Origin of the sequence: Rhodopseudomonas palustris, from assembly GCF_003591005.1 — a bacterium.
In the GTDB taxonomy this organism is placed as follows: Bacteria; Pseudomonadota; Alphaproteobacteria; order Rhizobiales; family Xanthobacteraceae; genus Rhodopseudomonas; species Rhodopseudomonas palustris_K.
Genome location: NZ_QYYD01000039.1, coordinates 12,947 through 28,876, shown reverse-complemented (window position 1 = coordinate 28,876; position 15,930 = coordinate 12,947). Strand labels below are relative to the sequence as shown.

General features: G+C 64.6%; 16 protein-coding genes. All 16 read left to right on the top strand.

Annotated elements, in window-relative coordinates; translation table 11 throughout:
* The first annotated feature begins 908 nt into the window (after positions 1-908).
* The 16 genes from nifH (at position 909) to D4Q52_RS24355 (ending at position 15,915) form a co-directional block, all read left to right on the top strand.
* Positions 909-1,805: a nitrogenase iron protein gene (nifH, locus tag D4Q52_RS24430; RefSeq protein ID WP_119859182.1), complete on the top strand. Its 897-nt coding sequence runs from the start codon at positions 909-911 to the stop codon at positions 1,803-1,805.
* 67 nt (positions 1,806-1,872) lie between these two features.
* Positions 1,873-3,336, top strand: a complete 1,464-nt coding sequence (gene nifD / locus D4Q52_RS24425; RefSeq protein WP_119859181.1) for a nitrogenase molybdenum-iron protein alpha chain — start codon at positions 1,873-1,875, stop codon at positions 3,334-3,336.
* A gap of 78 nt (positions 3,337-3,414) precedes the next feature.
* The gene (gene nifK, locus D4Q52_RS24420) at positions 3,415-4,974 is read left to right on the top strand and encodes a nitrogenase molybdenum-iron protein subunit beta (RefSeq protein WP_119859180.1); all 1,560 of its coding nucleotides are present in this window, start codon (positions 3,415-3,417) and stop codon (positions 4,972-4,974) included.
* Positions 4,975-5,025: 51 nt separating this feature from the next.
* Positions 5,026-6,492, top strand: a complete 1,467-nt coding sequence (gene nifE, locus D4Q52_RS24415) for a nitrogenase iron-molybdenum cofactor biosynthesis protein NifE (RefSeq protein ID WP_119859179.1) — start codon at positions 5,026-5,028, stop codon at positions 6,490-6,492.
* Positions 6,493-6,502: 10 nt separating this feature from the next.
* Positions 6,503-7,876: a nitrogenase iron-molybdenum cofactor biosynthesis protein NifN gene (gene nifN, locus D4Q52_RS24410; RefSeq protein ID WP_119859178.1), complete on the top strand. Its 1,374-nt coding sequence runs from the start codon at positions 6,503-6,505 to the stop codon at positions 7,874-7,876.
* 46 nt (positions 7,877-7,922) lie between these two features.
* On the top strand, positions 7,923-8,321 hold the full coding sequence (gene nifX, locus D4Q52_RS24405) for a nitrogen fixation protein NifX (RefSeq protein ID WP_119859177.1): 399 nt from the start codon (positions 7,923-7,925) through the stop codon (positions 8,319-8,321).
* A gap of 1 nt (position 8,322) precedes the next feature.
* The gene (locus tag D4Q52_RS24400; RefSeq protein WP_119859176.1) at positions 8,323-8,796 is read left to right on the top strand and encodes a NifX-associated nitrogen fixation protein; all 474 of its coding nucleotides are present in this window, start codon (positions 8,323-8,325) and stop codon (positions 8,794-8,796) included.
* 17 nt (positions 8,797-8,813) lie between these two features.
* A complete protein-coding gene (locus D4Q52_RS24395) occupies positions 8,814-9,020 on the top strand; it encodes a CCE_0567 family metalloprotein (protein WP_119859175.1) in 207 nt (68 codons plus the stop codon).
* 58 nt (positions 9,021-9,078) lie between these two features.
* A complete protein-coding gene (gene fdxB / locus D4Q52_RS24390; protein ID WP_119859174.1) occupies positions 9,079-9,390 on the top strand; it encodes a ferredoxin III, nif-specific in 312 nt (103 codons plus the stop codon).
* A 10-nt stretch (positions 9,391-9,400) separates the two neighbouring features.
* Positions 9,401-10,099, top strand: coding sequence for a nitrogen fixation protein NifQ (locus tag D4Q52_RS24385; protein WP_119859173.1), 699 nt, complete (start codon positions 9,401-9,403; stop codon positions 10,097-10,099).
* Positions 10,100-10,394: 295 nt separating this feature from the next.
* The gene (locus D4Q52_RS24380; RefSeq protein WP_119859172.1) at positions 10,395-10,715 is read left to right on the top strand and encodes a HesB/IscA family protein; all 321 of its coding nucleotides are present in this window, start codon (positions 10,395-10,397) and stop codon (positions 10,713-10,715) included.
* A gap of 39 nt (positions 10,716-10,754) precedes the next feature.
* A complete protein-coding gene (nifU, locus tag D4Q52_RS24375) occupies positions 10,755-11,753 on the top strand; it encodes a Fe-S cluster assembly protein NifU (protein WP_119859171.1) in 999 nt (332 codons plus the stop codon).
* Positions 11,750-12,973, top strand: coding sequence for a cysteine desulfurase NifS (nifS, locus tag D4Q52_RS24370; protein ID WP_119859170.1), 1,224 nt, complete (start codon positions 11,750-11,752; stop codon positions 12,971-12,973). Before nifU ends, nifS begins: the two co-directional genes overlap by 4 nt.
* Complete coding sequence (gene nifV, locus D4Q52_RS24365) at positions 12,966-14,135, top strand: homocitrate synthase (protein WP_119859169.1); 1,170 nt, start codon at positions 12,966-12,968, stop codon at positions 14,133-14,135. The genes nifS and nifV overlap by 8 nt, the downstream gene beginning before the upstream one ends.
* 145 nt (positions 14,136-14,280) lie before the next feature.
* Positions 14,281-14,640 carry a nitrogenase stabilizing/protective protein NifW gene (nifW, locus tag D4Q52_RS24360; RefSeq protein ID WP_119859168.1) on the top strand — a complete coding sequence of 120 codons (360 nt, stop codon included), beginning with the start codon at positions 14,281-14,283 and terminating at the stop codon, positions 14,638-14,640.
* Between the two features lie 429 nt (positions 14,641-15,069).
* Positions 15,070-15,915, top strand: coding sequence for an electron transfer flavoprotein subunit beta/FixA family protein (locus tag D4Q52_RS24355; RefSeq protein ID WP_119859167.1), 846 nt, complete (start codon positions 15,070-15,072; stop codon positions 15,913-15,915).
* Positions 15,916-15,930: the final 15 nt, after the last annotated feature.

Below are 15,930 nucleotides of genomic sequence, written 5' to 3'. Positions count from 1 at the left end.
GCATCCAGGCTACGGGCCACGCATGGGGCAGTCGACCTTGTAGCCTCGATGAAGCGAAGCGCAATCGAGGGCGGCAGCTCGCCACGGCGGACGTTTTGCGGGAGATTGGCGCTGTCCTGGATTTCGCTTCGCTGCATCCAGGCTACGGGCCACGCATGGGGCAGTCGACCTTGTAGCCTCGATGAAGCGAAGCGCAATCGAGGGCGGCAGTTCGCCACGGCGGACGTTTTGCGGGAGATTGGCGCTGTCCTGGATTTCGCTTCGCTGCATCCAGGCTACAGGCCGCGCATGGGGCAGTCGACCTTGTAGCCTCGATGAAGCGAAGCGCAATCGAGGGCGGCAGCTCGCCACGCCCGACCTCTTTGCGGGAGATTGGCGTCATTGCGAGCGAAGCGAAGCAATCCAGCGCCGCGCACGGAGCTGGATTGCTTCGTCGCGGAGCCTGTACTCGGACGGCGCGAAGCGCCGATCCGGGTGCTCCTCGCAATGACGTGGAGAGGGCGGTGCGATCGCGATGGCGATTCGCAAGTAGCGGTGGCCGCAATGCCCGACACTTCATGCGCAGGCGAGAACACACCAATCGCCACATCCTCAGCAGCCGGTATCAGTTTGTTTCGTTTCTAACAGCCGCCCCCCTTGATGTCGTCCGCGAACCGGCGATGTCGGATTCTAAACATCTCCGCACATTCCACGCGAAGCCTAACTAACTGCGCGAAATCTCACGCATTTTCGCCTTGCTCAGCGACTGGCACGGTCGTTGCAAAACAGGGGTCAGCAAGGCGAGGCACCGTTGTGAGCATTCTGCGAAGCAACGTCCGCATCTGAGCCGTGCGACGGTTTTGAACTGAATGAGGCTGCGCGGTCCGGCGCACATCGATCAAGCGGCATTAGGTCAACGGAGAGAAAACATGTCACTTCGGCAAATCGCATTCTACGGCAAGGGCGGCATCGGCAAGTCCACCACCTCGCAGAACACCCTCGCGGCGCTGGTCGATCTCGGCCAGAAGATCCTGATCGTCGGCTGCGATCCCAAGGCGGACTCCACCCGCCTGATCCTCAACACCAAGATGCAGGACACCGTGCTCAGCCTCGCCGCCGAGGCCGGCTCGGTCGAGGACCTCGAACTCGAAGACGTGATGAAGATCGGCTACAAGGGCATCAAGTGCACCGAAGCCGGTGGCCCGGAGCCGGGCGTCGGCTGCGCCGGCCGCGGCGTCATCACCGCGATCAACTTCCTCGAAGAGAACGGCGCCTATGAGGACGTCGACTACGTCTCCTACGACGTGCTCGGCGACGTGGTGTGCGGCGGCTTCGCGATGCCGATCCGCGAGAACAAGGCCCAGGAAATCTACATCGTCATGTCCGGCGAGATGATGGCGCTGTATGCCGCCAACAACATCGCCAAGGGCATTCTGAAGTACGCGTCGTCGGGCGGCGTCCGCCTCGGCGGCCTGGTCTGCAACGAGCGCCAGACCGACCGCGAGCTCGACCTTGCCGAAGCGCTGGCCAAGCGCCTGAACTCGCAGCTGATCCATTTCGTGCCGCGCGACAACATCGTGCAGCACGCCGAGCTGCGCCGCCAGACCGTGATCCAGTACGCGCCCGACAGCCAGCAGGCCAAGGAGTATCGCACCCTGGCCGACAAGATCCACGCCAATGCCGGCAAGGGCACGATCCCGACCCCGATCACCATGGAAGAGCTCGAAGAGATGCTGCTCGACTTCGGCATCATGAAGACCGACGAGCAGGCGCTCGCCGAGCTCGCCGCGAAGGAAGCCGCCAAGGCCGCCGCCGCGTCCGCCTGATCCGACAGCCGGGCCGGCCGCCTCGCGCGGCCGGCTCCCCGGCGGCCCCAGACACGAGGAACATTCGATGAGCACCGCAGTCGCAGAATCCCCCGCGGACATCAAGGAACGTAACAAGCAGCTGATCGGCGAAGTCCTGGAGGCCTATCCGGACAAGTCGGCCAAGCGTCGCGCCAAGCATCTCAACACCTACGAGGCCGAGAAGGCCGAGTGCTCGGTCAAGTCCAACATCAAGTCGATCCCGGGCGTGATGACGATCCGCGGTTGCGCCTATGCCGGCTCGAAGGGCGTGGTGTGGGGCCCGATCAAGGACATGGTCCACATCTCCCACGGTCCGGTCGGCTGCGGCCAGTATTCCTGGGGTTCGCGCCGCAACTATTACAAGGGCAACACCGGCATCGACACTTTCGGCACGATGCAGTTCACCTCCGACTTCCAGGAGAAGGACATCGTCTTCGGCGGCGACAAGAAGCTCGGCAAGATCATCGACGAGATTCAGGAGCTGTTCCCGCTCAACCGCGGCATCTCGGTGCAGTCGGAATGCCCGATCGGTCTGATCGGCGACGACATCGAGGCGGTGTCCAAGGCCAAGACCAAGCAGTACGACGGCAAGCCGATCATCCCGGTGCGCTGCGAAGGCTTCCGCGGCGTGTCGCAGTCGCTCGGCCATCACATCGCCAACGACGTGATCCGTGACTGGGTGTTCGACAAGGCCGGCGACAAGATCGCGGCGTTCGAATCCACCCCCTACGACGTCGCCATCATCGGTGACTACAACATCGGCGGCGACGCCTGGGCCTCGCGCATCCTGCTCGAGGAAATGGGCCTGCGCGTCATCGCGCAATGGTCCGGCGACGGCACCATCGCCGAGCTGGAGAACACCCCGAAGGCGAAGCTGAACATCCTGCATTGCTACCGCTCGATGAACTACATCACGCGGCACATGGAAGAGAAGTTCGGGATCCCGTGGGTCGAGTACAATTTCTTCGGCCCGACCAAGATCGAAGCGTCACTCCGCGAGATCGCCTCGAAGTTCGACGACAAGATCAAGGAAGGCGCCGAGCGCGTCATCGCCAAGTACAAGCCGCGGATGCAGGCGATCGTCGAGCGCTATCGCCCGCGCCTCGAAGGCAAGAAGGTCATGCTCTATGTCGGCGGGCTGCGTCCGCGCCACGTCATCGGCGCCTACGAAGACCTCGGCATGGAAGTGGTCGGCACCGGCTACGAATTCGGTCACAACGACGACTATCAGCGCACCACGCATTACGTGAAGGACGGCACGCTGATCTACGACGACGTCACCGGCTACGAATTCGAGAAGTTCGTCGAGAAGGTGCGGCCCGATCTGGTCGGCTCCGGCATCAAGGAAAAGTACATCTTCCAGAAGATGGGTGTGCCGTTCCGCCAGATGCACTCGTGGGATTATTCCGGCCCGTATCACGGCTATGACGGCTTCGCCATCTTCGCCCGCGATATGGACATCGCCATCAACGCCCCGGTCTGGAAACTGACCAAGGCACCTTGGACCTGAACCCCTTCGTCACGCGGGCTTCCGGCGTGATCCGCCGGAAGCGCCGTGTCACCGAAATCCTTGGGAAAGAACATCACCATGACCGAGACCGCAGAAAAGATCCGGGATCATTTCGATCTCTTCCATCAGCCCGAATACGCCGAGATGATGGAGAACAAGCGCAACAAGTTCGAGAACTCCGTCGGCCAGGCCGAAGTCGCGCGGGTGTCGGATTGGACCAAGACCAAGGAATATCAGGACAAGAACTTCGCCCGTGAGGCCCTGGTCATCAATCCGGCCAAGGCCTGCCAGCCGCTCGGCGCGGTGTTCGCCGCGGTCGGCTTCGAAAAGACGCTGCCGTTCGTGCACGGCTCGCAGGGCTGCGTCGCCTATTATCGCAGCCACTTCTCGCGCCACTTCAAGGAGCCGACCTCCTGCGTCTCCTCGTCGATGACCGAAGACGCCGCGGTGTTCGGCGGCCTCAACAACATGATCGACGGCCTGGCGAATTCCTACGCGCTGTACAAGCCGAAGATGATCGCGGTCTCGACCACCTGCATGGCCGAAGTCATCGGCGACGACCTCAACGCGTTCATCAAGAACGCCAAGGAAAAGGGCTCGGTCCCGACCGACTTCGACGTCACCTACGCCCACACCCCGGCCTTCGTCGGCAGCCACATCACCGGCTACGACAACGTCATGAAGGGCATCGTCGAGCATTTCTGGGACGGTAAGTCCGGCACGGTCGAGAAGCTCGAGCGCAAGCCGAACGAGTCGATCAACTTCCTCGGCGGCTTCGACGGCAACACCGTCGGCAATATCCGCGAGGTCAAGCGGATCTTCGATCTGTTCGGCATCGACTACACCATCTTCGGCGACAACAGCGACGTCTGGGACACCCCGGCCGACGGCGAGTTCCGGATGTACGACGGCGGCACCACGCTGGAGCAGGCTGCCAACGCCATCCACGCCAAGGCGACGATCTCGATGCAGGAATTCTGCACCGAGAAGACCCTGGCGACGATCGCCGACCACGGCCAGGAGGTGGTCGCGTTCAACTCGCCGATCGGCATCTCGGGTACCGATCGCTTCCTACAGGCGGTGTCGCGGATCACCGGCAAGCCGGTTCCCGAGGCGCTGACCAAGGAGCGCGGCCGTCTGGTCGACGCCATCGGCGACTCGAGCGCGCACATCCACGGCAAGAAGTTCGCGCTGTTCGGCGATCCCGACCTGATCTACGGCCTGGCCGAATTCATCCTCGAACTCGGCGGCGAACCGACCCACATCCTCGCCACCAACGGCAACAAGAGCTGGGAAGCCAAGACCAACGCGCTGCTGGCGTCCTCGCCGTTCGGCAAGGCCTGCAAGGTCTACGCCGGCAAGGATCTGTGGCACCTGCGCTCGCTGCTGTTCACCGAGCCGGTCGACTTCATGATCGGCAACACCTACGGCAAGTATCTCGAGCGCGACACCGGCACGCCGCTGATCCGCATGGGCTTCCCGGTGTTCGATCGTCACCATCACCATCGTTCGCCGATCTGGGGCTACCAGGGCACGATGAACGTGCTGGTCAAGATCCTCGACAAGATCTTCGACGAGATGGACAAGGCGACCAACATCGCCGGCAAGACCGACCTCAGCTTCGACATCATCCGCTGATGCCCAAGACGATGACGAAGTCTCGGACTACCTGATCCTCAGGAGTGTCGCATGAGCCGGCTCGCAGACAAGATTCAAGAGGTCTTCAACGAGCCCGGCTGTGCGGCCAATCAGAAGAAGCCCGAGAAGCAACGCAAGAAGGGCTGCAGCAAGCCGCTGCAGCCGGGGGGCGCAGCCGGCGGCTGCGCCTTCGACGGCGCCAAGATCGCGCTGCAGCCGATCGTCGACGTCGCGCATCTGGTGCACGGCCCGATCGCCTGCGAAGGCTCGTCCTGGGACAATCGCGGCACCAAGTCGTCCGGTTCGAAGCTGTATCGCACCGGTTTCACCACCGACATGGGCGAGAACGACGTTATCTTCGGCGGCGAGAAGCGGCTGTTCCGGTCGATCAAGGAAATCATCGAGAAGTACGATCCGCCCGCGGTGTTCGTGTATCAGACCTGCGTGCCGGCGATGATGGGCGACGACATCGTTGCTGTCTGCAAGGTAGCGGCCGAGAAATTCGGCAAGCCCTGCGTCCCGATCATCTCGCCCGGCTTCGTCGGGCCGAAGAATCTCGGCAACAAGCTCGCCGGCGAGGCGATGCTGGACTACGTGATCGGCACCCAGGAGCCGGAAGTCACGACCCCCTACGACATCAACATCATCGGCGAATACAACGTCGCCGGCGAGCTGTGGCAGGTCAAGCCGCTGCTCGATGAGCTCGGCATCCGCATTCTGTCGTGCCTGTCGGGCGACGCGCGCTATCACGAAGTCACGCAGTCACACCGTGCCCGCGCCGCCATGATGGTGTGCTCGACCGCGATGATCAACGTCGCCCGCAAGATGGAAGAGCGCTACGGCATCCCGTATTTCGAGGGCTCGTTCTACGGCATCAGCGACACCTCGGAATCGCTGCGCCAGATCGCGCGCCTCTTGATCCAGCGCGGCGCCGACGCCGAGCTGATGGACCGCGTCGAAGCGCTGATCGCGCGCGAAGAGGCCAAGGCGTTCGCCGCCATCAAGGCCTACACCCCTCGGCTCGAAGGCAAGAAAGTGCTGCTGATCACCGGCGGCGTGAAGTCTTGGTCGGTGGTGGCGGCGCTGCAGGAAGCGGGCCTCACCATCGTCGGCACCAGCGTCAAGAAATCGACGAAGGAAGACAAGGAGCGGCTCAAGGAAATGAGCCCCGACGTCCACCAGATCGACGATCTGCGCCCGCGCGAGATGTACAAGATGCTCAAGGAGGCCCAGGCCGACATCATGCTGTCCGGCGGCCGCTCGCAATTCGTCGCGCTGAAGGCCCGGATGCCCTGGATGGATATCAACCAGGAGCGCTCTTACGCCTATTGCGGCTATGTCGGCATCGTCGAGATGGTGCGGCAGATCGACAAGGCGCTGTCGAATCCGATCTGGGATCAGGTCCGTGCGGCGCCGCCGTGGGAAGAAGTCACTTGGGAGAGCCGCGCCGACGCCGCCAACGCGGCCGACGCTGCACAGAACGCTGCCGCGGCGATGCCCGCCGCGCGCGTGGCGTGAGGAGAGGGCGATGGCCAAGATCGTTCCCCAGACCAAATCCTGCACCGTCAATCCGCTGCGGATGAGTCAGCCGCTCGGCGCGTCGCTGGCCTTCATGGGCCTGCGCAACTGCATGCCGCTGCTGCACGGCTCCCAGGGCTGCACCTCGTTCGGCCTGGTGCTGTTCGTGCGGCACTTCCGCGAGTCGATCCCGATGCAGACGACCGCGATGAGCGAAGTCGCGACCGTGCTCGGCGGTTTCGAGAATGTCGAGCAGGCGATCGTCAACATCGTCGGCCGCACCAAGCCCGACGTGATCGGCATCTGCACCACCGGCGTCACCGAGATCAAGGGCGACGATCTCGACGGCTTCATCAAGGAAGTGCGACGCAAGCACCCGGAGCTCGCCAACGTGGCGCTGGTGTCGGTGTCGACGCCGGACTTCAAGGGCGCCTTCGAAGACGGCTTCGCCGCCACCGTCACCCGCATCATCGAGACGCTGGTCGAGGCGCCGGCGCCCGGCGCGCCGCGCGATGCCAAAAAGCTCAACGTCCTGGCCGGCAGTCATCTGACGCCCGGCGACATCGACGAGCTCCGCGACATTATCGAGGCGTTTGGATTGCAGCCGACCTTCCTGCCGGACATCTCCGGCTCGCTCGACGGCCATCTGCCCGACGACTTCACGCCCACTACTCATGGCGGCGTCTCGGTCGCCGAGGTCGCGGCGATGGGCACGGCGACGCACACGCTGGTGCTCGGCGAGCAGATGCGTGCCGCCGCGATGGCGCTCGAAGCCAAGGCCGGCGTGAAGTTCACGCTGCTGCGCCGCCTCACCGGGCTCGCAGCCGGTGACGAACTGATGGCGACGCTGGCGAAGATCAGCGGCCGGCGGGTGCCGCAAAAATATCGCCGCCAGCGCAGTCAGCTGGTCGACGCGATGCTCGATGGTCACTTTTATTTCGGCGGCAAGCAGGTCGCGATCGGCGCCGAGCCCGACATGCTGCTCAACATCGGCGGCTTCCTCGCCGACATGGGCTGCACGGTCAGCGCCGCGGTCACCACCACGACCTCGCCGATCCTCGCACAGGTGCCGAGCGAGGAAGTCCTGATCGGCGATCTCGAAGATCTCGAACGCCGCGCCGAGGATTGCGATCTGCTGCTGACGCATTCGCACGGTCGCCAGGCGGCGGAGCGACTCGGCGTGCCGCTGTTCCGCATGGGCCTGCCGATGTTCGATCGCCTCGGCGCCGCGCATCAGGTCGCGGTCGGCTATCGCGGAACCCGCGATCTGATCTTCAGCATCGGCAATGTGTTCATTGCCGCCATCAAGGAGCCGGATGTCAGCAGCTGGCGTGAGGCCGCTGCTCGTCCGGAACGGTTCGATGCGCCGATTACGGCTCATTAGTTCGGAAGCGAAGGAGACTGCCGATGATCAACAACGGAGACGAGGCATGAAGGTCGCCTTCGCCACCCAGGACCTCGCGCGGGTCGATGCGCATTTCGGCTGGGCTCGCAACATCGCCATCTACGAAATCACGCCCGACGACTACCGCTTTGTCGAAGCCGTGCAGTTCGCCGAGGAAAAGGAAGACGGCAACGAGGACAAGCTGGCCGCCAAGATCGACGCGATCCGCGACTGTGCCATCATGTACTGCACGGCGATCGGCGGCTCCGGCGCCGCCCGCGTCGTCGCCGCCCAGGTGCATCCGCTCAAGCTGCCGCAGCCCGAGCTGATCACCGACCTGATCACCAAGCTGCAGGGCGTGCTGCGCGGCGTGCCGCCGCCGTGGCTGCGCAAGGCGCTGATGAAGGGCGAAGAGCGTACGTTCGATTTTGCCGACGAGGCCTGACATGACCGATGTAACGACTGCCGACGCCGCCACAGAAGCAGCCTTGGACTCGCTGTTCGTCAAGGAACTGATCAAGCAGCTCCGCGCCCAGGACACCCACGGCGTCTGGGACGGCAAGTCCGATCTCAAGCTTCTGGAGCCGTTCATCGTCGACAAGGCCAAGCGCCGCGAGATCCCGATCATGGGCGATCCGGATCCGGAGACGCTGTGGCGGATCGAGCTGTTCTACAATGCGGTCGCTCTGTCGATCGAGCGCGACACCAAGGTGATGGTGTCGCCGATGATGAAGATGCATCACGAGGGCTTCGGCCGCATGATCCTCAGCGCCGGTCGGCTGATCGTGATCAACAAGCACATGCGCGACGTGCACCGCTTCGGCTTTGACAATCTCGGCAAGCTGGCGGCCGAAGGCGACAAGCTGGTCGCCGCGGGCGTCCAAATGATCCTCAAATATCCCGACGTCGCCAACCTCTGAACCGGAGCGAAAGCCGAATGTCCGACATCGAAACGCTGAAAGCCGAAATCAAGAAGCTGTCGGCCCGCGCGACGACGATGAAGATGAACTTGCACGATCTGTCCGAGGAACTGCCGATCAACTGGCAGAACATCATGACGATCGCGCAACAGACCCAGGATGCCTACGCGGCCCTTGAAGCTGCGCGCAAGGCTTTGAAAGAGCTGGAAGCCAAGGCCGCCTAGGCGACCGCGTGCGACCGCTCGCATCGCGCGGCAGGTGCCGCGCTGCAGGAGCATCAGAATGGCTGTGTTTTCCACCCGCGACGGTCAGCCTTGGGAGCCGACCTATCTCACCGCGATCGACGACAAGAAGTGCATCGGCTGCGGACGTTGCCACAAGGTGTGTTCGCGTGACGTGATGCATCTGATGGGCGTCAACGAGGACGGCGAACTGATCGCATGTTCGGGCGACGACGATGATGACGATGAAGAGTTCGTCCGCAAGGTGATGGTGCTCGACGCCGCCGGCAACTGCATCGGCTGCTCGGCCTGCGTCCGGGTCTGCCCGAAGGCTTGCCAGACTCACGTCAAGGCCAGCGAACTCGGCCTGTAAAGGAGCGATCATGCGCGGCGCGGTGGAGGGGGATCGGGAACGTTTGTCGCTGCCGCTGCGCGCCGCTGCCGCCGGCTTCGCCTTCTCACCGGCAGTCGTTTACCGCGCGCTCACCGGCATGATGCCTGCGGAGGCGCAGATCGATGATGACCGGGCGTTCGATCGGCATGTACTGGCATCGATCCTCTCGGCTGCAATCACCGAGCCGGGCGCGATCACCAAACGCTGCGGCCTGTCGTCGGATGAATTTACCGCGCTGATCATCGCTCATTTCGCTCATGTTTCGGTGCTGCTGTCGGTGCTGGCGCTGGACGAAGCGGAGATCGACGACGAAGCCGCGATGCTGCGCGACCTGCTGCTGAAGCATCGCTCGACCACCGGCGAGGTCGGCCGCTGGCTGGCCGCGATGGTGGCGCGCCGGGCGATCGAGCCGGAGCATCTGTGGGAAGATCTTGGTCTGCGCGATCGGTCGGAGCTGACGCGCCTGCTGAACCGCCACTTCGCACCGCTGGCGCAGGGCAATACCCGCAACATGCGCTGGAAGCGCTACTTCTACCGCAAGCTTTGCGAGGATGACGGCCTGGTGATGTGCAGCACGCCATCCTGTGCGCAGTGCAACGACTTCGCCGAGTGTTTTGGCGACGAAACCGGCGAGAGCCGCATGGCCGCGCGGCGGCGTGAGGTAGAGCTGGCGGCGGTCGCGTCGTAGCGGCTGCCTCTCCGACGACAAAGGACCCGTCCACACCCGTCATTGCGAGCGCAGCGAAGCAATCCAGAAGCTCCGTGCGCGGCGCTGGATTGCTTCGCTGCGCTCGCAATGACGGGGAGGGGTGGTCGTGTTAGCTGCGAGCGACTGTCGGAAACCGTCGTCTTCCGACCATGTCGCAACTCCGACATTCGTCGAGCCAGCGATAAGACTAACAATTCCAGCAGCTTGCCTCGCCGCTTCAGCATGGCACAGCGGTTGCAACTGCTCATGTCGGACCCAACGCAAGGAGCCGATCATGATCATTCTGACCGAACAAGCCGGAAATGCCGTTAAAGCGGCGATGTCGCGCGCGGGCAAGACCGAGGGGGGATTGCGGGTCATGGTCGAGGCGGGCGGCTGCGCCGGCTACAAGTACTTGATCGGTCTCGACCCCGCGCCGCGAGAGGATGATGCAGTGGTCGAAGCCGGTGGTGTCCGGGTGTTTGTCGATCCGGATTCGCAGCCGCTGCTGAACGGTATGACAATCGACTTCGTCGAGAGCCTGGAAGGCTCCGGCTTTACCTTCGACAACCCCAATGCCGAGAACAAATGCGGCTGCGGCAAGTCGTTTGGTTGAGGCAAAGCTGAGGAAAGCTTCAGGCAGGAGTCGTTGGTCATGCTTAGCAATCTCGACAGGCTCGACGACCACTTTGTCCGTCCGCGGAACGCCGAAGTGCTGCTGCTGGCGAACGCGGTCGGCTCGTTCGGGTCGCTGCGGTGGGGCGACGCGGTCAAGCTGATGCTGCGGATCGATCCGCGAACTGGTCGCATCGACCGCGCGACCTTCCAGGCTTTCGGCTGCAGCGCGGCGATCGCCGCCGCCTCGGCGACGACAGAATTAATCAGCGGCAAGACGCTCGACGATGCGGCGGCGATCAGCGCCGCCGATATTGCCGACGCCGTCGGTGGCCTTCCGGCCGAGCGGATGTACTGCGCGGTGATGAGCTACGAGGCGCTGCAGCGCGCGATTACGTCGTATCGCGGTGGCGCGGTGATGCGCGAGGGGGAGACGACGCCGTCGTGCAAATGCCTCGGCGTCAGCCAGATGATGATCGAGCGGACTATCCGCTTCAACCGGCTCACCAGCATCGAGCAGGTGACGCAATACACCAAGGCGGCCGGAAGCTGCAGCTCCTGCTTCAAGCAGATCGAAGGCCTGCTGGTGCGCGTCAACGCTGAGATGGTCGAGGATGGACTGATCGCCAAGCATGACGCGTATCAGCTCGGCTCGACGCCGCAGCGGGCGGTCGATCTCAAGCCGCGCGGCGAGCCGCAGCCCGGCACCAACATCTTCTCGGCCAAATCCGCGCCGGCGCATCTGCGGCCGACGCCGCGGCCGGAGCCGGCGCGCGCGGCGCCGACTGCGACGACCACGCTCGAACTCGACGCACCGACACAGGCGACGATGATCGCCGAGGCGCTCGACGAACTGCGTCCGCATCTGAAGCGTGACGGCGGCGATTGCGAACTCGCCGGCATCGAGGGCAACACGGTGTATGTCCGGTTGTCGGGCAATTGCGTCGGCTGTCAGTTATCATCCGTGACGCTGTCGGGCGTACAGGCCAAGCTCGCCGACAAGATCGGCCGGCCGCTGCGCGTGGTGCCGGTGTCATGAGTGCAACCGCCGGGCAGCCCGCCGACATCGTCTATCTCGACGCCAATGCGACGACGCGCACCGATCCGCGCGTGGTCGATGCGATGCTGCCGTTCTTCTCCGGTTACTTCGGCAATCCGTCGTCGAAGCACGCGCTCGGCGGCCATGCGGCGCGGGCGGTGAAGCGCGGCCGCGAGCAAGTGCAGGCGCTGCTCGGCGCCGCGTCGCCGCAGGAACTGATCTTCACCTCCGGCGGCACCGAGAGCATCAACACCGCGATCCTCTCGGCCTTGGAAGCGATGCCGCGGCGGCGCGAGATCATCACCACGGCGGTGGAGCATCCGGCCGTGATGGCGCTGTGCGCCTTCCTGGAGAAGACCAAGGGCATTCGCGTCCACGTCATCCCGGTCGATCGCCAGGGCCGGCTCGATATCGCAGCCTATCGCGCGGCGCTGTCGGATCGCGTTGCGCTGGTGTCGATGATGTGGGCCAACAACGAGACCGGCGTGCTCAACCCGGTCGCGGACCTGGCCGAACTCGCCAAGGAATGCGGCGCGCTGTTTCACACCGATGCGGTGCAGGCCGTCGGCAAGTGTCCGATCGATCTGCAATCCACCGCGATCGACATGCTGTCGCTGTCCGCTCATAAGCTGCACGGGCCGAAAGGCATCGGCGCGCTGTATGTCCGCAGCGGCGTCGCCTTCAAGCCGCAGATCAAAGGCGGCCAGCACGAGCGCGGCCGCCGCGCCGGCACCGAGAACGTGCCCGGCATCGTGGGCCTCGGCATCGCGGCCGAGCTCGCCGGCGCCGCGATGGCCGACGAAGACATTCGCGTGCGCGGGCTGCGCGACCGGCTCGAGCGTGAGATCCTGGCGCAGGTCGATCATTGCGTCGCGGTCGGGGCGCGCGCCGAGCGGCTGCCAAATACGTCGAGCATCGCGTTCTCCTTCATCGACAGCGAGGCGATCGTCACGCTGCTCGATCGCGCCGGCATCGCCGCCTCGATGGGCTCGGCGTGTTCCACAGGCTCGTTCGAGCCCTCGCATGTGTTGCTGGCGATGAACGTCGCCGAGGAGGCGGTGCGCGGCGGCGTGCGGTTCTCGCTGTCGCGCGACAACACCAATGCCGACATCGACCGGGCGCTCGAAATCATTCCAGGCGTGATCGCCAAGCTGCGGGCGATCTCGCCGTTCTGTGCCAATCAGGGTGCGTCGCAGGCGCTGGGGCGTGCTCATGTCTGATGTTGTCGCGACGCCAACGCTCCCGGTCGTGCTCAACGACACCACGCTGCGCGACGGCGAGCAGGCGCCGGGTGTCGCCTTCTCGGCCGCCGAGAAGCTCGCGATAGCACGCGTGCTTGCCGCTGCCGGCGTGCCGGAGATCGAGGCGGGGACGCCGGCGATGGGGCCGGACGAGATCGCGGCGATCCGCGGCATCGTCGAAGCCGGGCTGCCGCTGACGACGATCGCGTGGTGCCGGATGCGCACCGAGGACGTCGATGCCGCGCTTGCGGCCGGCGTCGCGATGGTCAACGTCTCGGTGCCGGTGTCGGACGTACAGATCGCCGCCAAACTCGGCGGCAAGCGCAGCAACGCGATCGAGACGGTGAAGCGCGTGGTCGGTTACGCCCGCGACAAGGGGCTCGACGTCGCGGTCGGCGGCGAAGATTCGTCGCGGGCCGATCCGGCGTTTCTGGCCGAAGTGATCGCCACGGCCAAGGCGTCGGGCGCGCGGCGCTTCCGCATCGCCGATACGCTCAGCGTGCTCGATCCGTTCGGTAGCTTCAAGCTACTCGCGGCGCTGCGTGCGACCACCGATCTCGAGCTGGAATTCCATGGCCACGACGATCTCGGTCTCGCCACTGCCAACACGCTGGCGGCGGTGCAGGCCGGTGCGACCCATGCGTCGGTCACGGTGATCGGGCTGGGCGAACGCGCCGGCAACGCGCCGCTGGAAGAAATCGCGGTGGCGCTGAAGCAACTTTACGGACGCGACACCGGCGTGGTGCTGTCGGAACTGCGCCACGTCGCCGACGTGGTCGCCGAAGCCGCGGCGCGGACCATCCCGCTCAACAAGGCGATCGTCGGCGAACACGTTTTCACCCACGAGTCCGGCATCCATGTCGACGGCCTGCTCAAGGATCAGCGTACCTATCAGTCGCTTGACCCGCTGCTGCTCGGCCGCGCCAACCGCATCGTGATCGGCAAACACTCCGGCCTGTCGGCCATCACCTCGTCGCTCGCCCGGCTCAATCTGCCGGCGACCGCCGACGAGGCGCAAGGCATCCTGGCCCGCGTCCGCCGCCACGCCGTCGCCCACAAGGGCCCGGTCGGCAACGAGACCTTGACGGCAATCTGGCGCGAAGTCCGCGACCGGCGGATGTCGAGCTGTGCGGGGCATTAGATCATGGGGCTCGACCTCTCCCCGTCATTGCGAGGAGCGAAGCGACGAAGCAATCCAGCCCAGTGCACGACGCTGGATTGCTTCGCTTCGCTCGCAATGACGGCGGGGAGAGGCTGGCGCCCAACCTTAGGCGAAGGAGAGTGACATGAGTACGTCCCTGGCGACCACGACCACCGCGTCGGCTGATATCATCGGCCAGCTGCAGCGCGCCGGTTCGGCGGAGGAGTTCTTCCAGCTGCTCGGCGTCGCCTACGACCCGAAGCTTCTCAATGTCGCACGTCTGCATATCCTGCGGCGGATGGGCCAGTATCTCGCCGGCGAAGATCTCGCCGGGCTGCCAGGCGATGAAGCCGCGGCGCGCTGCAAAGCGGTGCTGGAGCGCGCCTATGCGGACTTCGTGGCATCTTCACCGCTCGACCAGCGTGTCTTCAAAGTGCTCAAGGACGCAGTCGCGCCGAAGGCCCCGCGCAAGGCAGCCTTCGTCTCGCTCGACGCGCTGAAGTAATCGGGGGCGTAAACCTCGCCGAGCTCACATACTTCTCCGTCATGGCCGGGCTTGTCCCGGCCATCCACGCCTTGCCCCAAGCACGACGTCATTGTGAGGAGGCGCGCAGCGCCGTCTCGAACCATGGGCCGCGCGTGCCGCGTGGCCCCATCCTTCGAGACGCCCGGCTTCGCCGGGCTCCTCAGGATGAGGGCTCAGTGCAGTTGGTAAGGCTGTGTCGCCTGCGTGAGTGGGCGTTGAGGGTCTCTCTCCAACCCGCTGTCGCCTTCCTGACAAGTGTCACACTTGTCGGGTCGCCTCCACGGCGAAAGCCGGAGCCGTGCCGCGGCGGATCGTGCAACACCTTGCTTTCCCGCATGAATCTCGCTGTACGCAAAGTTGGTACGGCCCTTGCTGATAGCTCTGTGTCAGCTGAACGCGGAGCACATCATGCATATCGTTGTTTGTATCAAGCAGGTCCCGGACTCGGCGCAAATCCGCGTGCATCCGGTCACCAACACGATCATGCGCCAGGGCGTCCCGACGATCATCAATCCTTATGATCTGTTCGCGCTCGAAGAGGCGCTGCGGCTGCGCGATCAGCTCGGGGGCGAGGTCACGGTGCTGACCATGGGGCCGCCGTCGGCCGAGGATTCGCTACGCAAGGCGCTGACCTTCGGCGCCAACCGCGCGGTGCTGCTCACCGACCGCTTCTTCGCCGGCGCCGATACGCTCGCCACCAGCTACGCGCTCGCCGCTGCGATCCGAAAGATCGGCGCAACCTTCGGTGCGCCCGATATCGTGTTCACCGGCAAGCAGACCATCGACGGCGATACCGCGCAGGTCGGCCCGGGCATCTGCAAGCGGCTCGACTTCCTGCAGCTCACTTACGTCTCGAAGGTCTCGTCGGTCGATCTCGCAGGCCGCACCATCGAGGTCGAGCGTCGTTCCGAGGGCGGCGTGCAGGTGCTGCGCAGCACGCTGCCCTGCCTGATCACCATGCTGGAAGGCACTAATCAGGTGCGCCGCGGCTCGATGCAGAACGCGCTGAACGCCGCCCGCGCCGAGGTGGTGAAGTGGAGCGCGCAGGATGCCGGCGTCGAGGACATCTCGAAATGCGGCCTGCGCGGCTCGCCGACCGTGGTGAAGCGCGTGTTCGCGCCGACGCCGCGCGCCGAGAAGGCGAAGGTCGTCGAGGCCGCCGGCCAGCCGCCGGCCGAGGCGTTGATCGACGAAATCTTCAAGCTCCGCCCCAAGCTCGAAGCCGACATGTTCGAGCTGGCCCGCGGGTTCTGACATCTCTTACAAGAA